21 protein-coding genes are annotated in these 24,847 nt (G+C 64.0%); 5 read left to right on the top strand and 16 right to left on the bottom strand.

What is annotated here, in order from left to right; genetic code table 11:
• Nucleotides 1-55: 55 nt before the first annotated feature.
• The 4 genes from V473_RS11155 to V473_RS22940 all read right to left on the bottom strand — a co-directional run bounded on the left by V473_RS11155 (nt 56) and on the right by V473_RS22940 (nt 3,724).
• Nucleotides 56-988 carry an electron transfer flavoprotein subunit alpha/FixB family protein gene (locus V473_RS11155; RefSeq protein ID WP_066603923.1) on the bottom strand — a complete coding sequence of 311 codons (933 nt, stop codon included), beginning with the start codon at nt 986-988 and terminating at the stop codon, nt 56-58.
• Nucleotides 985-1,734: an electron transfer flavoprotein subunit beta/FixA family protein gene (locus tag V473_RS11160; RefSeq protein WP_066605528.1), complete on the bottom strand. Its 750-nt coding sequence runs from the start codon at nt 1,732-1,734 to the stop codon at nt 985-987. The genes V473_RS11155 and V473_RS11160 overlap by 4 nt, the downstream gene beginning before the upstream one ends.
• A 113-nt stretch (nt 1,735-1,847) precedes the next feature.
• Nucleotides 1,848-3,047 carry an ADP-forming succinate--CoA ligase subunit beta gene (gene sucC / locus V473_RS11165; RefSeq protein ID WP_066603925.1) on the bottom strand — a complete coding sequence of 400 codons (1,200 nt, stop codon included), beginning with the start codon at nt 3,045-3,047 and terminating at the stop codon, nt 1,848-1,850.
• A 503-nt stretch (nt 3,048-3,550) separates the two neighbouring features.
• Nucleotides 3,551-3,724 carry a hypothetical protein gene (locus tag V473_RS22940; protein ID WP_165363643.1) on the bottom strand — a complete coding sequence of 58 codons (174 nt, stop codon included), beginning with the start codon at nt 3,722-3,724 and terminating at the stop codon, nt 3,551-3,553.
• 385 nt (nt 3,725-4,109) lie between these two features.
• On the opposite strand from V473_RS22940, the gene V473_RS11175 reads away from it, so the two are divergent.
• The 5 genes from V473_RS11175 to V473_RS11195 all read left to right on the top strand — a co-directional run bounded on the left by V473_RS11175 (nt 4,110) and on the right by V473_RS11195 (nt 9,720).
• A complete protein-coding gene (locus tag V473_RS11175) occupies nt 4,110-5,498 on the top strand; it encodes a glycosyl transferase family protein (protein ID WP_066603929.1) in 1,389 nt (462 codons plus the stop codon).
• Nucleotides 5,499-5,803: 305 nt separating this feature from the next.
• A complete protein-coding gene (locus V473_RS22945; protein ID WP_244884380.1) occupies nt 5,804-6,568 on the top strand; it encodes a hypothetical protein in 765 nt (254 codons plus the stop codon).
• Nucleotides 6,569-6,625: 57 nt separating this feature from the next.
• Entirely contained in the window at nt 6,626-7,540 is a 915-nt protein-coding gene (locus tag V473_RS11185) for a sulfite exporter TauE/SafE family protein (protein ID WP_066603935.1), read from the top strand.
• Nucleotides 7,540-8,301: a TIGR02186 family protein gene (locus tag V473_RS11190; RefSeq protein ID WP_244884381.1), complete on the top strand. Its 762-nt coding sequence runs from the start codon at nt 7,540-7,542 to the stop codon at nt 8,299-8,301. The genes V473_RS11185 and V473_RS11190 overlap by 1 nt, the downstream gene beginning before the upstream one ends.
• 93 nt (nt 8,302-8,394) lie before the next feature.
• Entirely contained in the window at nt 8,395-9,720 is a 1,326-nt protein-coding gene (locus tag V473_RS11195) for a DUF3422 domain-containing protein (RefSeq protein WP_066603936.1), read from the top strand.
• 3 nt (nt 9,721-9,723) lie between these two features.
• Here the strand turns inward: V473_RS11195 and V473_RS11200 are convergent, their stop codons facing one another.
• The 12 genes from V473_RS11200 to V473_RS11255 all read right to left on the bottom strand — a co-directional run bounded on the left by V473_RS11200 (nt 9,724) and on the right by V473_RS11255 (nt 24,766).
• Complete coding sequence (locus V473_RS11200; RefSeq protein ID WP_066603939.1) at nt 9,724-13,050, bottom strand: glycosyl hydrolase; 3,327 nt, start codon at nt 13,048-13,050, stop codon at nt 9,724-9,726.
• A gap of 18 nt (nt 13,051-13,068) precedes the next feature.
• Entirely contained in the window at nt 13,069-13,989 is a 921-nt protein-coding gene (locus V473_RS11205; RefSeq protein WP_066605533.1) for an alpha/beta hydrolase, read from the bottom strand.
• On the bottom strand, nt 13,989-14,420 hold the full coding sequence (locus tag V473_RS11210; RefSeq protein WP_066603941.1) for a hypothetical protein: 432 nt from the start codon (nt 14,418-14,420) through the stop codon (nt 13,989-13,991). The genes V473_RS11205 and V473_RS11210 overlap by 1 nt, the downstream gene beginning before the upstream one ends.
• A complete protein-coding gene (locus tag V473_RS11215) occupies nt 14,417-15,325 on the bottom strand; it encodes an alpha/beta hydrolase (RefSeq protein ID WP_066603944.1) in 909 nt (302 codons plus the stop codon). The genes V473_RS11210 and V473_RS11215 overlap by 4 nt, the downstream gene beginning before the upstream one ends.
• Nucleotides 15,326-15,337: 12 nt before the next feature.
• On the bottom strand, nt 15,338-16,654 hold the full coding sequence (locus tag V473_RS11220) for a family 1 glycosylhydrolase (protein ID WP_066603947.1): 1,317 nt from the start codon (nt 16,652-16,654) through the stop codon (nt 15,338-15,340).
• Nucleotides 16,655-16,667: 13 nt separating this feature from the next.
• Nucleotides 16,668-17,519 carry an alpha/beta hydrolase gene (locus tag V473_RS11225; protein WP_066603950.1) on the bottom strand — a complete coding sequence of 284 codons (852 nt, stop codon included), beginning with the start codon at nt 17,517-17,519 and terminating at the stop codon, nt 16,668-16,670.
• Nucleotides 17,520-17,587: 68 nt separating this feature from the next.
• Entirely contained in the window at nt 17,588-19,801 is a 2,214-nt protein-coding gene (locus tag V473_RS11230) for a TonB-dependent receptor (RefSeq protein WP_066603953.1), read from the bottom strand.
• A 38-nt stretch (nt 19,802-19,839) separates the two neighbouring features.
• Nucleotides 19,840-20,670 (bottom strand): fumarylacetoacetate hydrolase family protein, encoded by an 831-nt coding sequence (locus tag V473_RS11235; protein WP_066603956.1) that lies wholly within the window; start codon nt 20,668-20,670, stop codon nt 19,840-19,842.
• A complete protein-coding gene (locus V473_RS11240; protein WP_066603958.1) occupies nt 20,670-21,590 on the bottom strand; it encodes a VOC family protein in 921 nt (306 codons plus the stop codon). The genes V473_RS11235 and V473_RS11240 overlap by 1 nt, the downstream gene beginning before the upstream one ends.
• Entirely contained in the window at nt 21,587-22,018 is a 432-nt protein-coding gene (locus tag V473_RS11245; protein ID WP_066603960.1) for a GlcG/HbpS family heme-binding protein, read from the bottom strand. The genes V473_RS11240 and V473_RS11245 overlap by 4 nt, the downstream gene beginning before the upstream one ends.
• A complete protein-coding gene (locus V473_RS11250) occupies nt 22,015-23,514 on the bottom strand; it encodes a bifunctional 3-(3-hydroxy-phenyl)propionate/3-hydroxycinnamic acid hydroxylase (protein WP_066603965.1) in 1,500 nt (499 codons plus the stop codon). The genes V473_RS11245 and V473_RS11250 overlap by 4 nt, the downstream gene beginning before the upstream one ends.
• Before the next feature lie 16 nt (nt 23,515-23,530).
• On the bottom strand, nt 23,531-24,766 hold the full coding sequence (locus tag V473_RS11255) for an amidohydrolase family protein (RefSeq protein ID WP_066605535.1): 1,236 nt from the start codon (nt 24,764-24,766) through the stop codon (nt 23,531-23,533).
• Nucleotides 24,767-24,847 lie beyond the last annotated feature (81 nt).

The raw sequence follows: 24,847 nt of genomic DNA on the forward strand, positions 1-24,847 counted from the left end.
CATGAAAAAGGGCGCGGAGATTACCCCGCGCCCTTTCCTACATCGTCACGCTGGCTTACAGCTTGCCGGTAAGCTCCGGTACGACTTTGAACAGATCACCCACCAGACCGATATCGGCGACTTGGAAGATCGGCGCATCCTCATCCTTGTTGATGGCGATGATGGTCTTGCTGTCCTTCATGCCGGCCAGATGCTGGATCGCACCCGAAATGCCGACGGCGACATAGACTTCCGGCGCGACGATCTTGCCGGTCTGGCCGACCTGATAGTCGTTGGGGACGTAGCCCGCATCGACCGCCGCGCGGCTCGCACCGACCGCAGCGCCCAACTTGTCGGCGAGCGGGAAGATCACCTCTTCAAATGTCGGCCCATCCTTGAGCGCACGACCACCCGACACGATGATCTTGGCGCTGGTCAGTTCGGGACGTTCCAGCTTGGCGATCTCGGCGCCGACGAAGGACGACAGTCCCTTGTCCCCGGTCGAAGCGACCGCTTCCACCGTGCCGCTGCCGCCGTCACGCTCCGCCTTTTCGAAAGCCGTGCCGCGAACGGTGATGACCTTTTTGGCGTCCTTGCTCTTGACGGTGGCAATAGCGTTACCGGCATAGATCGGGCGGGTAAACGTGTCTTCGCTCTCGACCGACAGGATATCGCTGATCTGCATGACATCGAGCAGCGCGGCGACGCGCGGCGCGATATTCTTGCCGTTGCTGGTGGCCGGCGCGACGAAGGCGTCGTGATGGCCCATCAGTTCGACGATCAGCGGCGCCACATTCTCCGCCAGCGCATGAGCGAAAGCAGCATCATCGGCGACATGGACCTTGCCCACGCCCGCAATCTTCGCGGCGGCGGCGGCGACGCCATCGACGCCTTGGCCGGCGACCAGCAAATGCACTTCGCCCAGCTTGGCGGCGGCGGTGATGGCGGAAAGGGTCGCGTCCTTGACGGCGCCGCCCTCATGTTCAACCCAAACAAGTGTCTTGCTCATGCGGCGACTCCCAGAGCTTTCAGCTTTGCGACCAGTTCATCGACATCGGCGACCTTGACGCCGGCGGTGCGCTTGGGCGGTTCGACCACCTTGAGCGTTTCCAGCCGGGCGCTGATGTCCACGCCGTAATCGGCGGGGGTCTTCTGCGCCAGGGGCTTGGACTTGGCCTTCATGATGTTGGGCAGCGACGCATAGCGCGGCTCGTTAAGGCGCAGGTCGGTGGTGATGATCGCCGGCGTCGACAGCTTCACCGTCTCCAGCCCGCCATCGACTTCGCGGGTGACCGAAACGCTGCCATCGGCAACTTCGACCTTCGACGCGAACGTGCCCTGGGGCAGGCCCAGCAGGGCGGCCAGCATCTGGCCGGTCTGGTTGCTGTCGTCGTCGATCGCCTGCTTGCCCAGGATGATGAGGCCAGCGCCTTCCTCTTCCTGCACCTTGGCGAGCAGCTTGGCCACGCCCAGCGGTTCGACCTCATCGTCGGTCTGGATCAGGATCGCCCGATCCGCACCCATGGCCAGCGAGGTCCGCAGCGTTTCCTGCGCCTTGGCGACGCCGATCGACACCGCGATCACTTCGGTCGCCACGCCCTTTTCCTTCAGCCGAATGGCTTCCTCGATCGCGATCTCGTCGAACGGGTTCATGCTCATCTTGACGTTCGCCAGATCGACGCCCGTTCCGTCCGCCTTCACACGCGGCTTCACATTATAGTCAATGACCCGCTTCACGGGCACAAGGATCTTCATTTTCAACATCCTCCGGTTTCACGCCATCGCCCGCCAACGCGGACAAGGACGTGGGCGGCCCGTTCCCGGACCACCCACGCCCCATGGCGTATCTTGTTAGGTGGGGTCGTGCCTCAGGCTGCTTTCCTCACTTCCGCCACGATCTTCTTGGCCGCATCCCCCAGGTCGTCCGCAGGGACGATCGCCAGGCCCGACGCGGCCAATATGTCCTTGCCCTGCTGGACGTTGGTGCCTTCCAGGCGCACAACCAGCGGGACCGACAGATTCACTTCCTTCGCCGCCGCGACGATGCCGTCGGCGATGATGTCGCACTTCATGATGCCGCCGAAGATATTGACCAGAATGCCCTTCACAGCCGGGTCCTTCAGGATGATCTTAAAGGCCGCGGTCACCTTCTCGGTCGTGGCGCCGCCGCCTACATCCAGGAAGTTGGCGGGGAATTCGCCGTTCAGCTTAATGATGTCCATCGTCGCCATGGCCAGGCCCGCGCCGTTGACCATGCAGCCGATGTTACCGTCCAGCTTGATGTAGGCGAGGTCATACTTGGATGCTTCGACTTCGGCCGCATCTTCCTCGGTCAGGTCGCGCAGTTCGGCGATGTCCTTGTGACGGAACATGGCATTGCCGTCGAAAGCGACCTTGGCGTCCAACACCAGCAGATTGCCCTGCTCGGTCAGCGCGAGCGGATTGATTTCGATCTGCTCCGCATCGGTGTCCTCAAAAGCGGCGTAAAGCGACGAAGCGACCTTGGCCGCCTGCTTGGCGAGGTCGCCGGTCAGGCCCAGTGCGGCGGCGATCGACCGGCCATGATGGGCCTGGAAGCCAGTTGCGGGATCGACCGAGAAGCTGTGGATTTTTTCAGGCGTCGAGTGGGCGACTTCCTCGATGTCCATGCCGCCTTCGGTGGACACGACGAACGCAATCTTGCTGCTGCCGCGATCGACCAGAAGGGCCAGATAGAATTCCTTGGCGATGTCGGCGCCGTCGGTGATGTAGAGGCGGTTGACCTGCTTGCCCGCATCGCCGGTCTGGATCGTGACCAGCGTGTTGCCCAGCATGTCGGTCGAATGCGCCTTCACTTCGTCCAGGTTGAAGGCGAGGCGCACGCCGCCCTTCGCTTCCGGGGCCAGTTCCTTGAACTTGCCCTTGCCACGGCCACCGGCGTGGATCTGCGACTTCACGACATAAAGCGGTCCGGGCAGCTTCTTGGCGGCTTCGACCGCTTCCTCGACCGAGAAAGCGGCATAACCGGCAGCGATCGGCGCGCCATATTTCGCGAGGAGTTCCTTCGCTTGATATTCATGAATATTCATAAGGGCTGCCCTTTTCGCTGAAATCTGATGTCAGCGGCTAAGCACAGCCCCAGACGAGGCGCTAGAAAATTTCGCAAAACGACTTTGCAAAATTGCAAAGCGCGCAGAGCCAATCATCCCTCTTACGGCCGATACGGTTAAAATGTGCTGGCAGGCAACACTGGGCTGGCAACCGCCAAAATCTCAGGATCCTGTAACGCCCCCACGTTGCGCAACAGTTGATCGACAGAGATTTTACCGCTGTGAGACTTGCGGAGCGACGCGAGCGACCGGGGCTTTTGCAATTGGGTCAGGCTCACTCATCCCGTCATCCATTCCGCCATGCATTACGCCATTTGTGAGGAGAGCCCTGCCTCTTCCAGCCCAGCGCGCAACTGTGATTCGGGAGAGAGGGGCGGCACAGGCGGACAAAGGGAGAGTCGCAGCTGACGGCAAGGCGCCGCTGGGTTAAAACCATCTTTTGTCGTTCGATAGGCTGATCCAGCGGCATTGACCCGGTCGGATCAATGCGCGCGAATGATCAACCGTTCATTTTCCCGACGATAGGCGTCAATCCGGTCCGTATAGCTTCGGGCAAGGCTTTGATAAGCGTCTCGCCCTTTGTCCGATCGGCTGGATTGTGCGCGTATCAGCGACATCTGCTGCCGGTGCAGCAGGTAATTGACGTCCATCTCCATATTCACCCTCCTCCCGTAAAAGTTAGAAGAGATTGGTCGATTGGCCAAGACTGCCTAAGACTCGCAAAATCAACGCCTGCAAACTAGCACTGAGACTACCCATTGGCGACCCCGCTTATCGCGCCGCCAAGGCGACCGGGCGCTCTCCAGCGCAAAACCGCATATTCGAAGGCGACAAGATCGTCCGTCAGAAAACGCGCGAGGCGGATCGTGACGGACGATCCATGCCGATCTATTCCCTTGCCGATGTCTGCGAAGGTACAACTGTGCTGCTGGGTCAACATTTCGAAGGACTTGTGCGAAAAAATGCAAAAGACTTGGAACGATGTGACGCAAATGGCATCCTCTCTCGCCTAGGGGGATTGGGGGTCAAGTCTTGGGAGACATGTTGGCCGCAGGCCTTGTGGCCCTGCACCACGAAGTCCTGCTTTTTGCTGTCGTCGGACTGGCGATCGGCGGGCTGGACGATTTCCTAGTCGACCTCCTCTTCATAGCCCGTCGGTGTTGGCGCAATGTCGCCATTTATGCGCGCCATCCGCGTATGACTACGGCAACCTTGCCCGCTTCATTCCGGCCGGGTTGCATCGCCATATTCATTCCCGCCTGGCGGGAATCGGATGTGATCGGGCCGATGCTACGCCATGCGCTGGCGTGCTGGCCGAACGACAATTATCGGATTTTCGTCGGCCTCTATTCCAATGACCCCGAAACAATCGAGATAGTCGCGCCTATCGCCGCCGGGGAACCGCGCATCATCGTAGGAATCAACCCCAGGCCAGGTCCGAGCACCAAGGCGGACTGCCTTAATGTCCTGTGGCAGGCGATGCTGGCGGAAGAAGCGCGCATCGGCAAAGCTTTCAAGGCGGTCGTGCTGCACGATGCCGAAGATGTGGTTCATGCCGACGAGATCCGACTGTTCGACTTCATGATCGATCGCTTCGCCCTAGTCCAGTTGCCCGTGCTGCCCCTGCCCGGTCGAGGGACGTGGTTCGCGCGCGCGATCGCCAATCATTATGGCGATGAATTTGCGGAAAACCATGGGAAAGCTCTGACAGTACGCGAAGCATTGGGCGCGTCGATCCCATCAGCGGGGGTGGCGTGCGCCTTCGAACGGGCGATTCTCGGCCGCCTGTTCGACACCGCTCATGGGGGACCTTTCGATCCGTCATCGCTGACGGAGGATTATGAAGCGGGTCTGCGGATCGCCAATATGGGCGGGCGCGGCGTGTTCGTGCGTATGCGCGACCGTACCGGGGCGCTGGTCGCGACCCGCGAATATTTCCCGGACAGCATTCACGCCGCCGTCCGGCAAAAGGCGCGCTGGATAGTGGGCATATCCTTGGCCGGTTGGGACCGCATGGGCTGGCATGGCGGTGTTGCCGAATGGTGGATGCGCATCCGCGACCGGCGCGCCACCATGGCGGCGCTTGTGCTCTTCGCCGCCTATATGGCGCTGATCCTCTGGGGCCTGATCGCCGTTCTGGGCGCGCTTGCGCCACTATCCACGACCCCGCTGCCGCCCCTCATCACAGCCTTGCTATGGTTCAACCTGGGGTTGATGGGGTGGAGAGCGGTCATGCGCGCCCTGTTTGTCGGCCGGGCCTATGGCTGGCGCCAGGGATTGATGGCGATCCCGCGCACCTTCGTCGCCAACTATATCGCCATATTGGCGGCTCGGCGCGCGGTCTTTCTTTATGGCAAATCGTTGCTGGGCCAGCCACTTAGCTGGGACAAGACGCAGCATTGTTTCCCCGACCTGAAGACCGATCCATGAGCCGTGTCGCAAACGGCCGCCCGTTGCGTTTCTCCGCCATCATGATGCTGGGTTGGGTGGCTATCCGCCTAGTGGGCCAGGAAGCCGTAACGCCACCGGTGCAACGGCCATATGCAGATACTCCCTCCAAACCCTCGCCCTTATTGCCACAAGCCCTGTTGGCATCCAGCGCCGTGGCGACCCTGCCACGGTGGGAAAGGCTTACAACCCAGCCTCCGCCCTACATCGCCGCGCGGATGAAAATAACACAATGCGCGCCACCGCCGCCACGACCATCCACTAATGGCGCCATCCCGGTCGATCTGATGGATTTCATTACCTTCAGCGTAGCGTTCTCCAACCGCCATTATGCCAGCGATCCCGACTATATGGATCTTTTTCAGGCGCCGACGGCCATCCCCTCTCCGCTTATGGCCCAGCAGACGACGCCGGATCGATGGCGGGCCGCCGCATGGCTGCTGTGGCGCCCCGGCAGCGCGCGGCCAAGCGGGACCGTGCCGACTGGCCAACTCGGCGGCTCGCAGGCGGGACTTCGCGTGGATTATGATCTGACGCCTGGCACCGCGAGCAGGACCACCGCCTATGGCCGCCTTACCAGCGCCTTCGGGCGCCCCGCGGCGCCCGAAGGCGCGGTCGGATTGTCGATCCAGCCGATGCGCGCGATCCCGATCAGCGTCGCGGTCGAACGGCGCATCGCGTTGGGCGACGGCGCACGCAACGCGAATGCTATAATGGTGGCGGGCGGGTTTGGCCCGGCGGCTATCGGGCCAGCCGTCTTGGCGGAGGGCTATAGCCAAGCCGGCATCGTCGGATTCAGCCGCGGAGATGCTTTCATCGACGGCAAATTCTCGCTCTCCACCCCACTTGCGCAATCGCCCTTCCGCGTCGGGGTGGCCCTGTCTGGCGGCGCGCAACCGGGCGCCAGCAGGCTGGATATCGGCCCAGAAATGCAGTTCCGCCTACCCTTGCCACAGGTCGCCGCCCGGATCGGCATCGAATGGCGTGAACGGATCGCGGGAGACGCCCGGCCTGGATCGGGCCTTGCCATCACCCTCGCGGCCGATTTTTAGTCGCCTGGCGCCATCGCCGCTTTATATCCATGCCGGTTGGCGTTACCCCCAACGGGCATGGATCTCTACCTGCCCATAGCCAATCTATCGGTGAACGCGCTTGTCATCATCGGCCTCGGCGGTGTCGTCGGGCTGCTGTCCGGCATGTTCGGCGTGGGCGGCGGATTTCTGACGACGCCGCTGCTGATCTTCTACGGCATTCCACCCACGGTCGCCGCCGCGTCCGCCGCTTCGCAGGTGACGGGCGCCAGCGTTTCGGGCGTGTTCACCCATATGGCGCGCGGCACCGTCGATTTCCGTATGGGCGGCGTGCTGATCGCGGGCGGCGTGATGGGGGCCGGCATGGGCGTCTTCATCTTCCGCCTGCTCCAATATCTGGGGCAGATCGATACGGTCATCGGCATCCTCTATGTGCTGATGCTGGGCGGCATCGGCGCGCTGATGGCCAAGGAATCGATCCAGGCGCTGGTGGCGCTGAAAACGGGCAAGCGCCCTCCCGCCCGCAAGCGGCGGCATCATCCGCTGGTCGCCGCGCTGCCGATGCGCTGGCGTTTCTATCGCTCCGGCCTATATATCTCGCCGCTGGCGCCCCTGTTGCTGGGCATGGCGACGGGCATCTTGACGATGTTGCTGGGCGTGGGCGGCGGTTTCATCCTGGTGCCCGCCATGCTTTATTTGCTGGGCATGGCGACTCAATCGGTGGTCGGCACATCGCTGTTCCAGATATTGTTCGTCACCATGGCGACGACGATGATGCACGCGATGACGACCAAGGCGGTGGACCTGGTGCTGGCGCTGCTGCTGCTGATCGGCAGCGTCGTCGGCGCGCAGGTCGGCACCCGCCTTTCCATGTCGATCCGACCTGAATATCTGCGCATACTGCTGGCCACGATAGTGTTGTTCGTCGCGGCGCGGATGGCGCTGGGACTGGGATTTCGTCCCGACGAAATCTACACGATCGAGGTGCGCTGATGCCGCGCTGGCGCGCCTTGCTCGCCCTGCCCGCGGCGCTGGCGCTGATGGGGGCGAACGAGCCGCAACTGGTGCCGGACGTGTCGCAGCGCGAAGTCGTCATCCAGTACAGCTTCACCGGCGCCGACCTGTTGCTGTTCGGCGCGATCGTCTATCCCGACGGGCGACGCCCCGACAAGCCGGCCGACATCGTCGTCGTGCTCAAGGGACCGGAACAGTCGATCACCATGCGCGAAAAGCAGAAGGTGGCCGGCATCTGGGTCAATGCCGACACCGCGCGTTTCCGCTCCGCCCCCAGCTTCTACGCCATGGCATCGTCGCGCCCCATCGGCCGGATCGTCGATGAACGTACCGCCGCCATCTACGAACTGGGCGTCGACAAGCTGCAACTCTCGCCCTCCTCGCTCAACGAAAGCGCGGAATTGTCGCGCTTTCAATCCGGCTTGGTCGATTTGCGGGCGCGGTCCGGCCTGTTCGTGGAGCGGCCTGGCATCGTCGAGATCACGGACGGCGTCCTGTACCGCGCGCGCCTGCCGCTGTCGGCGCGCGTCATCGTGGGCGATTACACCGCCGAAACCTTCTTGGTGCAGGACGGGCGGGTGGTCGCCGCCGCGGTGCGCGACATCACCGTGCGCAAATCCGGCTTCGAACAGTTCATGGCCAGCGCGGCCGAACATTGGTCCTTCGTCTATGGCCTGGTCGCGATCGCCATGGCCGTGGGCATGGGTTGGGCGGCTGGCGCCATCGCCCGCCGCATCTGAATGGGCCAATCCTCATTCTTTGGATCAAGCCAATTGCCCAAGCCCCAATAGTCCGACTAAAACGGCGCAAAATGGGTCGAAGGGGACGGGGCGATGACGGACACAGCCAAGCAGGCGGGCGATGGCCCTTTTCCCAACCTGGCGCAGCGCAGCCACGCCCTGCGCGCCTCGCTTTCGCGCGAAATGCACATTCGCAAAATGCCGCGGCTCGATACGCCCATGCGCGCCGTGCAGTTCATGATGATCGTCAATGAGCAGGAAGCGCACGACAGCGTCGCCGCGCTGTGCGCCATCGTGCCCGATGATGGCCCCTCCCCTGATGCCAGCGACCGCTTCTTCGCGTGCCGCGTCGGTGCGCTCGGCTTTTCCTGGGAACGGCACAGCGAGTTCATCACCTACAGCTTCATCGCCGACGGCTATGGCGAGCCGTTCGACCTTTCGCCCTTCCTGCCCGTGTCGCACTGGATAGACCGACTGCCGGGCCAGGTTATCCGATCGACCCAGATCGCCTTGACGAAGAATGAGCCATCCAACGCGACGATCGCCACCTATTTCGCGTCCGACGACCTCATCATCTCCGACGTCGCCCAATGCCGGGCGCGCGTCTGGGGCGATTTCCGTTTGCACGACAATGGCTTTGGCCGCCTGCTCATCCAGGATCGCGGGCTGGAAGGGGCGGAAGCATCGCTGCTGGTGCAACGATTGCAGGAATTGGGCAATTATCGGAAGATCGCTTTGCTCGGTCTGCCCGAAGCGCAACGGGCGACCCCCATCCTTGCGACGCTGGAGCAGCGCCTGACCGATGTGACCGCCTGTGTCGCAGAACCGCAGGCAGATGCCGACGCTGTTTTGGAAGACCTGTCATCACTCAGCGCTGAACTGGCGCAGATTGTCGCGCGGACCCGTTACCGCATGAGCGCAACCCATGCCTATGCGGAACTATGCTTCGACCGCATCCGCCGTCTGGATGTCGCGCCGGTACGCGGCTATCGCTCGCTCGACGATTTTACCGAGCGGCGGTTGCTGCCGGCGATGCGGACTTGCGACGCTTTCGGTCGCCGGCTGGAGGACCTGTCGCAGCGCACCGCCTGGACCAGCGCGATGCTGCGCACGCGGGTCGACACTGCGCTGGCGCGCCGCAATCGCGACCTGCTGGCGTCAATGGACCGGCGTACCGGACTGCAACTGCGCCTCCAGCATACGGTCGAGGGGCTGTCGGTCGTGGCGATCAGCTATTATGCGCTGGGTCTTTGGCATCACATCAAGGAAGCGATCGAGCATCAGGGCGCGCATCTGCCCGGCTGGATCGACCTGGCCCTGATCCCCGCGATCATCGCGGTGGTTTTCCTGGGCCTGCGCCAGATCAAGAAGGTAAAGCGCCCGCCATCCTTGCGGGACGGCGACACGCTCGATCATTAGGACTTATTCCGCCAGCAACCGCACCGGGCCGATCAGGCCGGACGGCCGCAGCGGGGCGTCGGGCTTGTAAGTCGGGGCGGCGGGGAAAGTGATTTTTTCCGCACCGGGCTGCTGGTCGCCGATCAGGCGATTGACCCACAGGTTCGCGACCTTGACCTCCAACTGGTTAGCCCCCGGCTTCACCAGTTTGCCGATGTCGAGCAGATAGGGCGCGAACCAGGTGGTGCCGGCCAGTTGGCCGTTGACGCGCACCTCGGCCAGATCGCCGATCTTGCCCAGGTCGATCCACAGCGGCGCGCCGGACTTCACGCCCTTGGGCAACGCAAAGCGCGTAGCGTAGGTCGCGATGCCGGAGAAATAGCGCACGCCCTTGTCGACGTTGCTTTCCAGCGGAGTGAGGGTGGGCATGGCGATGCTTTCAGGCGCGCCACGGCCGCGTTGGAAGCGGACGGTCCAGGGGTTGGTCAACCTCGCGACGGAATGGGCCGGCTTGGCCGAGATGGTGGCGGATAGCGCCGCAGCAGGTTTGCGGAACAGGATGAAGAAGGCATCCTCAGCGCCGACGTCGAGCGGGATCACCGTGTCGCCCCCTTCGATGCGGTAAGAAAGGGGCGCGGCCGTGCCGTCAATCGCACGCCAGATTTCGGGCTGCCTGCCGGTCGCACGGAAGCGCGCCTCGATCCGGCCAGCCTTGTCGGTGCGGTTATTGACGAAGTAGAGGTCGCCATCCGTCAGCTTGCGGTGGACGAAGCGATAATCGGCGTCCTGTGCGCCCTGCCCGATTCGGAAGTCCGGGCCGACGCCGATGCTGACGAGTGCGGCTTCAGCGTCGCGGCTGGCGATCACCCTCCCCTTGCCGATCGGTGCGCCGCTCCACAGGCGGGTGACGAGCGCCTTGAACGCGGCGGCATCGTCCGCCAGGCCCGGCGCGCGTTCAGGCGCCATGCCGATCACGGTCGCGCCGCCCTCCACCAGCGCGGCGATCCTTCGCAAGGTCGCCAGCGTCATCACCCGGCTGGCGCCCCCCAGATAGAGGGCGCGATAACGGGCGTTGCCCGCCGCCAGATCGCCATTGGCCACGCTCATGCGATTGGCGATGATGTCGGCATTGACGAAATCATAGGCATAGCGGATCGGCAGATCGGCCGGCACGCCATGTTCGAACAAAGACGTGATCGGCGTATCTTCGCCATAGAAATAGGCGAGATCGGCCTGATCGCGGCCCTGCTGAAGCAGGTAACCGGTGCGCGCCATATAATCCACCCATGGCCTGGCCATCTCCGCCCAGCTTTCATGCCGGTTGAAATATTGGCCGAAGATCATGAGGCTGAGGCCCGGTGCCTTGTCATCGACCGGCTGATGGACCGAAGTATGGACGATCGGCCGGTTGACCCCCGAAGCAAATTCCAGGTCAATGACCCGCTTCAGGTCCGACGGCGCAAACGCCCAAGGCGCGAAGGCCGATGTCATGGACTCCGCCGACACGACATTCTGGCCATAGATATGAGCGACCGACGCCGCCCCCTTCATGTCGCCGATCAGCGTGGGACGCGCCGTGCCGCCGCGGTTGAAGGTCCACATCGCCGCCATCGGCACATCGGTATGCGACCGCATGGCCAAGTCATCGCCCAGCACAGGGCGACCATTTTCCAGCGCTTCGCCATAGACGGCCAGGCCATTTTCATGCGCGACCTTGGCCACTGTGCCATAATGGGCGTCGGCCAGCAGGTCCGCCAGCGTCTGGCGATAATCATGGAGGAAGGCGTCGCTCCGCGCGGCCGATCCCACGATCGCGCCGGTCAGCGTCGGCAGGAAAGGCGTAGGGTCATAACCGCGCCGGGCTTGGAACTCCTCCACAATGCGCGGGGTCCAGTTCGACGCGCCGACCTCGATACTGTCGGTCAGCAGCGCGCTTATGCCCTTCTTACCGATCCAATCCGCGCCCACCGTATCGCGATACATGCCGAGATAGGTTTCGAGATAGCGGCGCACCGCCGCCGCGTCATATTTGTCGACCTCCAGCCCCGTGGCTTCGGGGGTGGCGGGATGATTCATTTTGCCGGTCAGCGAGTAACCCATACGGATGATGCGCCAGTCGCGCCCCTTGGGTGCGGTCCAATCGAGCGTGCCATCAGGACGCAGCCGGTCGGTCAAGTCGATCACCTTGGCGGGGTCGATGGCAGGCGCGTCAGGCGCGGGAACGTCGCTCAGCGCATTATAGTCGGCGACGATCGCATAACCGGCCTTGGCCTCATAATGATCGATCTTGGCTTCGGCCGAGAGGCGCAAATCGCCTATGCCCAGCGTCAGACTGGCGGGACGACCGAAGACGTCCATCATGACAGCGCCGGGGGCACCGTCGCCCAACCCCGGCGACTTGGGCGCGTCGTTTGGAGAAAGGACGAGGCGGAAGCGCTGGGCGGTGACGGGCGCGAAGCCGATCGTCGCCGACACTTCGGTCAGCGAAAAACGGCCGACCGGCCGCCAGCCCTGCACCGTTTCCACTTCCAGCGTCGGGCGGTAGAACGGGTCGCCGAAGGGCGGCCGGGCATGGGGCACGAACAGGCTGGCCGACCGGATCGTCACCGGCTTGCCATAATCGAGGATCACCGCGCCGGGATGGGTGGCGTCGCCCTTGGCGATCTGCGCCACGGTTTCCATATCATTGTCGAGCAGCGGCGCAGGGGCGAGCGCCGTTCCGTCCGCTTGCGTCATGCGCGGCCGCGGCAGGGCAATTAGCTTGATAGGATAGGCTAGAATAGGAGCGTCGCCATAGACGGTAGGAAGCGCGGCCGCGCCCTCGCCAGCTGCGAGCGGATCGCTGAATTTCGCGCTCTGGAATGCGCCGGTGATGGAGGGCGGCATGGGCAGCGCGCCTTTCACCCGCTGGCCGCCACGCAGGTCCGTCTCGCTCCAGACCAGCTTCTTCATCGCGTCCTGCGGCTTAACCCAGGGACCGCCCGTCTCGCTCCAGCCCGGCGACGCGGCAATGGCGAATTCCAGCCCCTTGGCATCGGCGGTGTGGACGGCGTGGCGAAAAGCATCCTTCCAGCCGTCGGTCATATAGATCAACCGTTCCGGCACGATCTGCGGCGTCATCAGGCTGGCGTCGAAATTCTGGACCCCGCCAATCCCCATGCGCGCCATCCAGTCGAGATCCTTGTCGATCCCGTCCTTGGTCACATTGCCGTTCATCCAGTGCCACCAGACGCGCGGGCGGGCCGACTGCGGCGGATTGCGAAATCCTTCCGCCAATTCGTCAGCCCAGAGCGGCGCCGCGAAGGAGGCGCAGGCCAGCAGAGCGACGGGGCGAAGGCTTTTACGAATCATGAGCAATCCTTGAGAAAATCAGCGCGCGCCGAGCAGGCCGCGCATGTCCATCCAGGCGAGAAATTCGGGCAAGAGCATCGCCGTGGTCGTCCCCGGCCGCCCCCCGCCAAAGCCATGATCGCCCCGTTCATAGGCATGGAGTTCGACCGGACGCTTCGCCTTGCGCCAGGCTTCGACTATGCCGAAGCCCTGCTTGGCGAAAAGACCGTCATCCATGGCGATGGCGTTGAACATGGGCGGCGCATCGGCGGGCACCGCGATGTCGAGCATCGGGCCATAAATATAGCCGATGAAGGCCGGGCGCTGTTCAGACCGGCCCTCCAACGCGGCGTTCAGCGTCGTCATCGCGCCGGCCGAAAAGCCGATCATGCCGATACGCGCGGGATCGATATGCCAGCTTGCGGCGCGGCTGCGAACGATGGCGAGGGCCTGAAGCGCATCCTGCGTGGCGCGGGGTTCCTTCACCTTCGCGCTCGGTTCGCCCTTCGCGGCCGCGCCGAAACGCGCGCCCATGACGCCCAGAAATGCCTTGTCGTCGCGCGGCGTCTCGTTGAGGCGATATTTCAGCACGAAGGCTGCGACGCCATGATCGGCCAGCCAGCGCGCGACGTCGCTCCCTTCCCCTGTCATCGACAACGACAGGAAAGCGCCGCCCGGCGCCACGAGCACCGCCGCGCCAGTCGCTTTGGCAGGATCGGGCAGATAGGGCGTGATGGTCGGCCGCACGACATTGCGGACCATGATATTGTCGATGCTGTTCGCCCCGATCTGAACCTCCATGCTCGACCATTGTTCGTCGCTGCCGGCCTTGGGCGCGGGTTGATCGGGATAGAGCGCGATCGCGCCCTCCTGCCCCTGCGGCGGGACCGTTTCCATGCGCACATTCTGAGCCAGAGCGGGCGTGACGAGCACCAACGCCAGAGTCATCATCGAACGGATCACCGGGTCATCCTCTTGAGGGCTAGAATGGTTATGAGAGCGCCTAGCGATCCGCCGTAAAGCAACTTAATCGCCAGCGCCTGCCCCCATGCGACAGGCGACTGGGCGACGGCGCCGGTCGCCCAGGCGAGCAGGCCACCTAGCACCGCACCGCCGATCGCAAAGCCGAACGCGCGCAGGATGATCGTGCGGGTCGACACGCGCCGCCCCAGCCGCGTGCGGGCGATCAGTGAGGGGACGAGCGCGCTCATCAGCGCAACGGCAATGCTCTGCGGCACGAAATCAAGGCCCAGTGCGTCGGGCGCGCCCCAGGTGAGCGGGCGCGCAACCATCCCGAAAATGCCGAGGAAGAAGGCCAGGCTGAGGGTCGCGTTGATCGCAAAGCCGATGCCGGCCTGCCGCGCGATCGGCAAGGCCGGCGCGGCGCTCATTGCGCGACCTTCGCGTTCAGCAGCCCGCGCATGTCCAGCCAGGCCTGGAACTGGGGCAGCACGCCCATGCTCGTCGTGCCCGGCTTGCCCGTGCCAAAGCCGTGATCGCCACGCTCATAGGCATGGAGTTCGACCGGCACATGGGCGCGGCGCCAGCTTTCGATCAGGGCATAGGAGGGATTGGGGAAGAGGCTGTCGTCATTGGCGATGGCGGCGAACATCGGTGGCGCATCGGCCGGCACGGCGCGGGCCAGCATCGGACCGTAAACATAACCGATGAAGGACGGGCGATCGCTCCCCTTCCCTTCCAACGCCGCGTTGAGCGTGGTCATGGCGCCGGCGGAGAAGCCGATCATGCCAACCCGCTGCGGATCGACGCCCCATTTGTCGGCATTGGCGCGCACCAGCTTGATCGCCGCCAGAGCGTCGAGAGTTGCGCGCGGTTCGGTGATTCCCGGCGCGGCAGTCGGATCGCGCAGCGACTCCGCCATGCGCCTGCCCATATAGGCGGACGCTTCGCCGATGTCGGCGGGGGTCTGGTTCAGCCGATATTTCAGGACGAAGGCGGCGATGCCATGATCCGCCAGCCAGCGCGCGACGCTCCAGCCCTCATGATCCATCGCCAGCAGCATGAAGGCGCCGCCGGGCGCGACGATCACCGCAGCTCCGGTCGCCTTGGCGGGATCAGGCAGGACAGGCGTGATGGTCGGCACGGTGACATTGCGCACCGCCAGATCCTTCCCGAAACGCACCCAATTTTCGGTCGATTCCTTGGGTGCCTTCATGTCCGGATAGAGCGGAATGGCGTTCGGATCGGCGGGGGCTTCTGCGGGAACCGGCGTCGGCATCTGGGCGATGGCGGGAACCGCGAGCACAAGGGCGACAGCGGCGACGAAACGCTTCATGTCTTTCTCTCCTTACAACGCATTGCGGCTGGCGATCGCGCCATAGACGGCGGCGCTTGGTTTGGCGGTGCGGGCGAAGGTGACGGGATCGACGCTGTGCAGGCCGAACTTCACCTTATAGCCAAATATCCATTCGAAATTGTCGAGCAGCGACCAGTGGCAATAGCCCAGCACAGGCACGCCGTCGTCCATCACCTGCTTGAGGTCCGCGAGCGCTGCGGGGATGAATGTGGCGCGGATGGTGTCGTCGGTCGTGCCGACGCCATGTTCCGACACCAGGATCGGCACGCCTGTCGCTTCATGGGCGTAGCGGACCGCGCCCGCGAGCGAAGGCGCCCAGACTTCGGTGCCAGACCAATTGACGATCGAACCGGCGGGCGTTGGCAGACGACCCTTGTCGCCCCAGAGCGCGCGCTCGTAATTCTGGACGCCCATGAAGTCGTCGGCCTTGGCGATGTCCAGCCAGTTGCCGTACAATTCCTTCCGCATGCGGTCGCGGATCGAGTTGTTGCCCACCGCTTGATCGTCCATGATCGCGAGGGAAAAGCCGACCGGCAGGTCGGGACGGACCGCCTTGATCGCCGCTTTGGCCGCTTTGTGCGCGGCCTCCAGACCAGTTTGCAACGCGGGAAGATCTTCCACCCCCGCGACATTGGCGGCGACGAATTTCGGGACGCCCAGGCGCTTGGCCGCGGTTTCCAGCGTCAATTTCTGGATGTCCCACACCTGCGGCGGCAGCATCGGCTTCAGCAGCAGCAGGATATTGGGTTCGTTGAAGGTGATGGCGCTGGCGATCCCCTTGCCCAGCGCGCGCATCGCCTTGTCGCAATAGCGAGCGAACAATTGCGCGCTTTCCGGATTGGTCCAGCCGCCCTGGGCGCTGAACCAGCGCGGCGCGGTGAAGTGGCTGAAGGTTACGATCGGGGCCAGGCCGCGCTGGATGGAGCCGTCTATGATCGCCTTGTAATGATCCAGCATCGCCTGGGAAAAGAGACCCTTTTCCGGCTCGATCCGCGCCCATTCGATACCGAAGCGATAGGCATTGAGGCCCATGTCCTTGACCAGATCGAGATCGGCTTCCCACAGGTCGAAGCTGTTGCACGCATCGCGGGAGGGTTCGGCGAAGACGGTGGGCTGTTGGTTTTCGACAAACCAGAGATCGCTGGCGACGTTGTTGCCCTCGATCTGATGCGGCGCGGTGGCGACGCCCCAGTAGAAGCCCTTGGGGAAGCCGGGACTGATGACAGCCTTGCGCGCGGCGATGGCGGGAGCGGCCATCATAGCCCCGGTCGCGATTCCGGTCGCGAGCAACGTCCTGCGATCAAGCATCTATCCCTCCTGATTATGATTGAGTGGTTTCGCGCACGAAGGCGCAGATTTCTTGCGACAGCCGCCGGTCGGCGGTGCCCAGATGCATGGACATGCTGTAATGATTATGGCCCGAATGAATAAAAGCGCGCGGCATCGCACCATGGCGGGCAAACCGATCCTGCATTAATCCCAGAAACTCCGCCTGAAAACGCGGCGGGTCGAACTCGGCGCAGGCGAGCATCAGCGGCAATGGCGTGGCGGCGACCGCCTCCATCGGCATTCGGTCGGGATAGAGCGCCGGGTCGCCATAATAGAGCATGTCGCGCGCATCGAGCGGCGTGTAGCCGTAGAGGCCGGACAGCAGGATGGCGGCGCGGATGTCGCCCGCGCCAGCCAGTTTCAGATAGCCCGCCACATGGACTGATCCGGCAGACGTGCCCATCAGCACGATTCGATCCGGGTCGCCCCCATGCTGCGCAGCATGATCCTTGATCCAGGCGGCGACCGCGGCGACATCCTCCGCCCCGGCGGGCCAGACATGATCGGGCGCCAGGCGATAATTGATAACGACGCCAAGAAACCCCGCCTGCGCCGCCATGCGGCCGACATTAGCGTTGGGCCAAGCATCGACCCCGCCTTTATCGCCCTTCAGGAACCCGCCGCCATGCACGAACACGAGGACAGGCGCGAGGCCGTCACCCTGCGGCCGATAGATGTCGAGGCGGTGGCGTTCATGCGGGCCATAAACGACGTCCGCCGCCGCCATCGGCCGCTGCGCCAGCAGCGCCAACTGTTCGGCGTCGAAGAGCGCGCGGCATTGCGCAAGGACGGCCGGGCCAAGGTCCGTCCCCATGGCCGCTATGGATTGCCTGACTGGATTCATCTCCGCACCCTAACCACCTCGGCCACCAGCGAAAGGGGCATGGCGGCGAACCGCCATGCCCCTTTCGATCAGAATTTCGCGTCGAGTTGCAGGCCGACCTGGCGGAAGGACTGCGGACCATAAATGGCGCCGACGCCCGAACCGAAATTGCTCTGGAGCAGAGAGGGTTCGTGGACGTTGAACAGGTTGCGCACGAACACGCCCGCCGAATAGCGTTCATCCTCGCTGCGCACGCCCAGGCGACCGCCAACCGTCCAGTGCGGACGGAAGGTTTCTTCGCTGCGCGAAGTATTCTGGTAACGGACCCGCGATTTCCAGATTGTGTCCGCCGCCAGGAAGCCGTTCAGACCAGCCGTCAGCGGCTGTTCATATTCACCCGACAGGGTGAATTTATAGCGTGGCGAATAGGCCAGTTGGCTGCCGCCAATGTCGGTGCTGTCATTGCCGATGAAGCCGCCCGGATAGGTCGCCTTGGTATAGATGAAGCCGGTGTTCATCGACAGCCGATCGGAAATCTGCCCGAACAGATTGACTTCCGCGCCGCGCGTCTTGACCCCGTCGATGTTCGTCTGGGCACAGACAAGCTGGGCGGTGGTGGGGTTGACGGTACATTCCTGCGCCTGGAAATTCTTGATCTTGCTGTAGAAGACGCTGACGTCGAGCACCGCGCCGCCGAACAGCGTGGCCTTCATGCCCGCTTCGTAGGACATGGGGATTTCCGGCTGCACGACATAGGGCAGCAACGGCGCGGTCGGCACCGCGATCTGACCGCCCTTGAAGCCGCGCGATGCGGTGACATAGGCCATCAGCGACCGGTCGATGTCATATTGAATGCCGGCGCGCCAGGATATCTTGTCGACATTGAGGATCTGGAAGCTTTCCGCGCCGGTTCCCGCGTCGGTCCGGTCGAGCGACAGGCGCCCGGCGGTGTAGCGTCCGCCCAGGATCAGGCGCAGCTTGTCAGTGGCGTGCAACGTGCCCTGACCGAAGATCGCCAGCGATTCATCCGTGATTTCGTTCAGGGCGCCGGGCGAATCCACCGGACGTATGACGAAGCCATTGGGCAGCGTCACCGAAATGGTGAAGCGTTCGGGCTGCTGCACCGTCTTCTGGTTCGAATAGAAGGCGCCGACCGTATATTCGAAGACCGAATTGCTGGGCGACGACGCGCGGAATTCCTGCGTGAACAGGCGGATGTCGGTGCCTGTCGGGCCGCTTATGAGTTCCGACGCCAGCGGATCGGCGCGATAGATGTTGCCCAGCGTATTGCTGCTTTCCGTCTTGCGATAGGCAGTGATGGACGTCAGCGTCAGCGGACCGGCATCATAATCGACCTGCGCCGATCCACCCCATGCCTTGACCTTGCTGCTGAATTCATCCCCGACGCAGAAGGTCTGGTTGCCCTCGCCCGGCGTGATGCCGCAGCTGTTGAGCAGCGCGGTGTTGGCAGCGGTGTTCGACAGGAAGGTGAAGAAGTCGCCGCCATTGTCCGCCGACCCCTTCGACCAGTCGCCGATCAGGTTGACGGTCAGGTCTTCGCTCGCATTCCACAGGAACCGGCCACGCACGGCGTAGCGATTGACGTCGTTCCAGTCGCCGGTGACGGCATTACGGTTCACGCCCTGCCGCGTGTTGCTCATACCCGACACGCGCAGCGCGCTGGTGGAGCTGAACGGCACGTTGATGACGCCCTGAACGACCTGCTGGCCATATTTGGACCCCACGGTCCCGGCATCGGACAATTCGGTGCGCACGCGCCCGCTAAATTCGTTAGGGTCAGGCGCGTTGGTGGTGATGTTGATGACGCCGGCCGATGTGGTCAGGCCGAACAAGGTGCCTTGCGGCCCCTTGAGCACTTCGATCCGCGACACGTCGAACAGGTCGGAGATATTGGCGTTGCCCTGGCTCACCTGGTCGACGACGACACCTACGGATGCGACAGCGCCGGGCGAGAAGCTTTGCGTACCGATGCCGCGGATCGATCCGCCGCCGCCGGTATTCTGCGACGGGGCCGACTGGATTTCCAGCGCGGGGGCGACGCGGTTGAGGTCGTTCAGATTATTGACCTGCTGGCGCTCCAGCTGCTTCTGGCTGGCGACGGTGATCGAAATCGGCACCTCCGTCACCTTTTCCTGTCGGCGCTGTGCGGTCACGATGATGTCGGACATGGCCGATTCCGCCGGCTCCTGTGGCGTAGCGGCATCCTGGGCAAAGGCGGGTGCGGCGATGGCGAACGTGCTGACGCTCGCCATGGCCAGAATGGGCTTGTGGAATATGCGCATGGTGTCTCCTCCCCTTCTTATCATTGGATAATATAGGCTTATTGTTCGTCGATGATGCGGTTGGCGAGCGTGCCGATGGCGCCGATGGTGACCTCGACCTTGTCGCCCGCGTGCATATAGAGCGGCGGGGTGCGCTTATCGCCGACGCCGCCGGGCGTACCGGTGGCGATGACGTCGCCCGGCGCCAGCGGCGTGAAGGCACTGATATATTCGATGACCGTGGGGATATCCCAAATCATGTCGGCGATCGGCTGGTCCTGCACCATGTCGCCATTGAGGCAGGTCTGGACGCGCAGCGCGCCCAGATCATCAATCTCGTCCACCGTCACCAGCGCGGGGCCAAAGCCGCCGGTGCCGGGAAAAGTCTTGCCCGGCGTGAACTGGATATTGTGGCGCTGCCAGTCGCGCGCCGATCCGTCGTTGAAGACGGCATAGCCAGCGACATGGCTCAACGCATCGGTGGCGGCAACCTTGTGGCACGGCTTGCCGATGACGATCGCCAGTTCGCCTTCATAATCAAAGCGGGTCGTCACGGCGGGCTTCACCATCGGCTGGCCATCGGCGACCAGGCTGTCGGCATAGCGCACAAAGATGGCGGGATGCGCCTTCTGCTCCCGGCCGGTTTCCTTGACATGCTCGGCATAGTTCAGCCCGACGCACAGTATCTTGGCGGGATCGGGGATAACCGGCAGCAACACAATGTCGGCGGCGGCATAGGTCGCGCCGTCAGCCAGCGTCGCCAGGCTGCCGTCGGTCAGCGCGGCCTTCAGGCTGGGCGTCGCGCCGGTCGCCAGTTCGATGATCGTTGCGCCGTCCTGGCGGCCGAAGCTGGGGGTGCCGTCGGGGCGGCGGAAACTGACATAGCGCATTAGTGATTTTCCTCTGTCAGGACGTCGATCGGGTGGGCCAGGGATTGGGGCTGCCAGTCGCGGCGATGGCGGAATTTTTCTTCGGCAGCGCGCAGCCCGTCGAAATTCTTGTCGGACATGCCCCACTGGTCGATCCGCTTTTCGGGCCAGGTCCAGTCTTCCGGCGCGCCGGGCCGATAGTCGTCGGGCACCTTGTTCACGGCGGTCGAAAATTCGATCACCGGGCCGAACGGGGCGATGAAATAGGCGAAGACATTGGCGCCGGGGCCATGACGGCCCGGTCCCCAGGCCGGCGCCATATCCTGATCGCGCAGGCGACCGATGCCGCGCATCACCGCGTCCAGATCCTCCATCTCGAAGGCGATATGGTTGAGGCTGGAAATCCCCGCGCGGGCGAAGGCGGTGCTATGATGCGAGTCATTGCAGCGCACGAACACCATGCCCTTGGTCCGGTCCGACACGCGGAAGCCCAATGCGTCCTCGGCCAGATGGCCGGTCATTTCCGCGTCGGCGGAATTGAACACCACATGGGTCAGCTTGACCGGCAGGTCCGCGCCCTCGATCGGTTCGACCTCCTGCGCGTCGACCAGGAAGCGCAGCAATTCGCCTTCGGCCAGTTCCACGATGATGCCATGGCCGCCGCCCAAGTCTTCTGAGACGACAGGCATTGCGGGGAGGCCGGCAATGGTGACGCTGCGCTTCAGTTGCTCCAGCCGGTCGGACGTGCAGACGAAGGTGGTCGACCGGACGTAGGCGTCAGCCGACTCCTCGAACGCGACGAGATAGGGGAAAGTCCCTGATCCGCGCAGATAATGGATGTCGCCAACCACCTTCGCCGGGGCCATGCCCCAGATGTCGGTCATAAAGGTGGCGGCGTCCGCCGCGCCCGGCATCGCCAGTTCGATGCTGCGAAGTCTCATGATTGCACTCCATGGGAAAGTCCGGCGGCCAGGATGCCGGCAATGGCGCAGGCTTCGTCGCAGTCGCCGGTGTCGCCGCTGATCCCGACGGCGCCCATAACCGCGCCTTCCAAATCGCGGATCAGGACGCCGCCGGGGGACAAAGCGAGTTGGCCGCTAGTGACGGCCACCACACTCTGGAAGAAACCGGGGTTGGCGGCGGCGCGGGTTGCAATGACCCGCGTATCCGCCCCCATACCCAGTGCGCCCGTGGCTTTGGCCTTGGCGATATCGAAACGGAACAGGCTGGCGCCATCCTCCCGCGCGAAGGCGACGGGATGCGCGCCGGCATCGAGCAGGAAGACGGCCAGCGGCTGCGCACCTTGCGCCCGGCCATGGCCCAGTGCGGCGTCGATGATGCGACGCGCCTGATCCAGAGAAAGGGTCATGCGGCGATCTCCTGACGGAAGGCGCCGGCGACCAGCGCATCGCGCCGGGCGATCAGGTCGCCCCCCTTGCCGGTGCCGAAAACATAATGGTCGGGCCGGACCAACACGGCATCGGCCTTCCGATCGGCCAGCCAGGCGGCGATCGCGCCGCCATCGGCCAGTTGCGTGAGGTCTACGACCGTGACGTCACCGCTCTCCACCATGGCGCGGGTGAAGAGACGCCAGCCGCTGCCGGTGACGTCGTCCAGCAGGCGATCCCCCACGCGGGGCTGGATGAAACGCTCACCCGCGCCCGGCGTGCCGGCCGCGACGATGCCCGTCGCGATGGCGGGGATCAGGTCGGCGGCGGTGCCATGCTGCGCGCCCTTGGCGGCTTCGCGCATCTGCGCGTCGCGCTCGGCGGCCGCTTGCGGGTCCAGCATACAGATATAGCGCCCCGCGGCGACAGCGGCGGTGATGACCGCACGGACATGGGGATCGCGTTCGGGCTGATAGCTGTCGAGCAGCGCGTCGGGCGCCGCGCCCTTCACCACCATCTCCAGCTTCCAGGCCAGGTTGGCGACGTCGCGCAGGCCGTGGCACATGCCTTGCCCGAAAAAGGGCGGCGTCTGATGCGCGGCATCGCCGGCCAGGAAGACGCCGCCCGTCCGCCATCGCTCGGCGATCAAACCATGGAAGCGATAGGTCGCCGCCCGCACGATCCTGTGCGGAACCCCGGAGAGATAGGGTTCGACAAGGGCTGCAACCGAATCCGGCTCCATCATCGCCTGGTCGTCTTCGCCGGGCAGCAGCATGAACTCCCAGCGGCGGTGATTGCCGCGCCCCGGCACGATCGTCGCCGGGCGCTTGGGATCGCAGATCATCACCGACAGCTTTTGCAGGTCGGCGGCGTCGGGGAAGCCCCACAGGTCGGGGAAGCGCACCGGCCCATCGACTTCGGCATCGACCACCAACCAGGGCTCTTCAAAATCCAGATCGTCCAGCTTTATGTCCAGCGCCTTGCGCACCGCGCTGCGCGATCCGTCGCAGGCGATGACGTAGCGAGCCTGCTCTGTCCGACCTTCGGAAAGCCGCAGCGTGACGCCGTTTTCGTTCTCCTCCAGCCCTTCAAATGAGACGCCGAGTTGGACAGTTATATTAGGGTAATCGGTCAGCGCCTCGCGGAGATGATCCTCCAGTTCGGGCTGGTAGAAGAAATAGTCGTTGGACCAGCTAAACGGCCGCGCCCGCCCGACCGTGCCCATGTAGCGGATGACGCCATGGTCGGCGCCGACATGCAGATGCCCTTCGGTGTCGCGCATGTCGCCCGCCACCCGGTCGATCACGCCAGCCGACTGGAACAGGCGCATCATTTCGTGATCCAGATGGACCGCGCGCGGCAGAGGATAGGGGTTCGCCTCCTGCTCGATCACCAGGATCGACAGGCCGGATTTCCCAAGGAGATTGGCCGCAAAGGCCCCCACCGGCCCGCAGCCGATGATTGCAACGTCGAACATGGCGGCATCTTTCCGGTCAGGCGGTCACGGGCTGCGCTACGGGGGATTTATGCATCCGCCCGCCCAGCATGATCATCTTGATATTATGGGCGTCCTGCAGGATGCGGACGTCCTGGGTCGGGTCGCCGTCGACCAGCAGCAGGTCGGCGAGATAGCCGGTCTTCACCTGTCCAACTCGTTGTCCCATCAGCTGTCCGCCCAACATGGTCGCGGCGTTCAGCGCCTCGGCCGGGGTGAAGCCATAATGGGTCACGAAATGCTCCAGGTCGCGGGCGTTGCGACCATGGGGATTGAAGGGGAAGCCATAATCGCCACCGGGCAGGATACGCACGCCGCGCGCCTTGAGCTTGGGGACGAGCGCCTTTTCCAGTTCCAAACGCTCGGCGGCGCTGGCTTTCATGGAAGACATGTCGATATGGGGCGGCGGCGACGCTTCCAGCGCGGCGACCGAGACGCCGGGGCCGGGGGCGTAGAAGATGTCGTCCTTCTTCGCGGCCATCGCGTCGATCGCCGCATCGTTGGCGAAGGAGCAATGATAAAGGATGCGCGCCCCCGCTTCGAGCGCCAGTTCGATCGCACGGGGCGAATAGGCATGGGTCGCGATCCACAGGCCCGCTTCCCTGGCCGCTTCGCCCGCCGCCAGCATTTCCGCGTCAGTGTAGAGGACGTCGCCCGACGATCCGGGCTTGAGCGCGTCTTCGCCGGAGATGACCAGCTTGAGCGACTTCACGCCTTCCGCCGCGCAATAGGCGACGAAGGCGCGCATGGCGTCAGGGCCGCGACCGTTGAACACGTCGCCGGTTTCCACCCCCTCCTCGCCTTCGGGGCTACGCTCCAGCGTCGAGGGGATCAGGCGCGGACCGGGGGTTTCGCCGGCGTCGATCGCGCGGACGAGTTCGGGTTCGATCTGGTCGCCAAGCGCGCCTGCGGAATAGAGGCTGGTGAAACCATGGTCGAGCAGCACGCGGGCATTGCGCCAGGCGGCGACCTTCAATTCTTCGGGCGGCAGGATGAACTGGTGATAGATTTTCTCGACCGAGCTGCCCCAGGTCAGATGGGCGTGGGAATCGACCATGCCGGGCATCAGCGTGCCGCCCTGGCCATCGATCACGCTGTCGGCCTCGACCGCAGCGATAGCAGCGGCGTCATGCAGGACGGCTGCGATCCTGTCGTCTTCAACGACCACCGCTCCGGCGACCGGGGCGCTGCCCGTCCCGTCGAAAATTGCGATGTTGCGGATGATGTGCCGCACGATGGTCCCTCCCGAAAGCTCTTGTTGGAACAGCTTATGCGCCGCCAAAGCCCCAAAGAAAAATAATGATTTTTTCGAACA

Origin of the sequence: Sphingobium cupriresistens LL01 (genome assembly GCF_001046645.1) — a bacterium.
Taxonomy (GTDB): domain Bacteria; phylum Pseudomonadota; class Alphaproteobacteria; order Sphingomonadales; family Sphingomonadaceae; genus Sphingobium; species Sphingobium cupriresistens.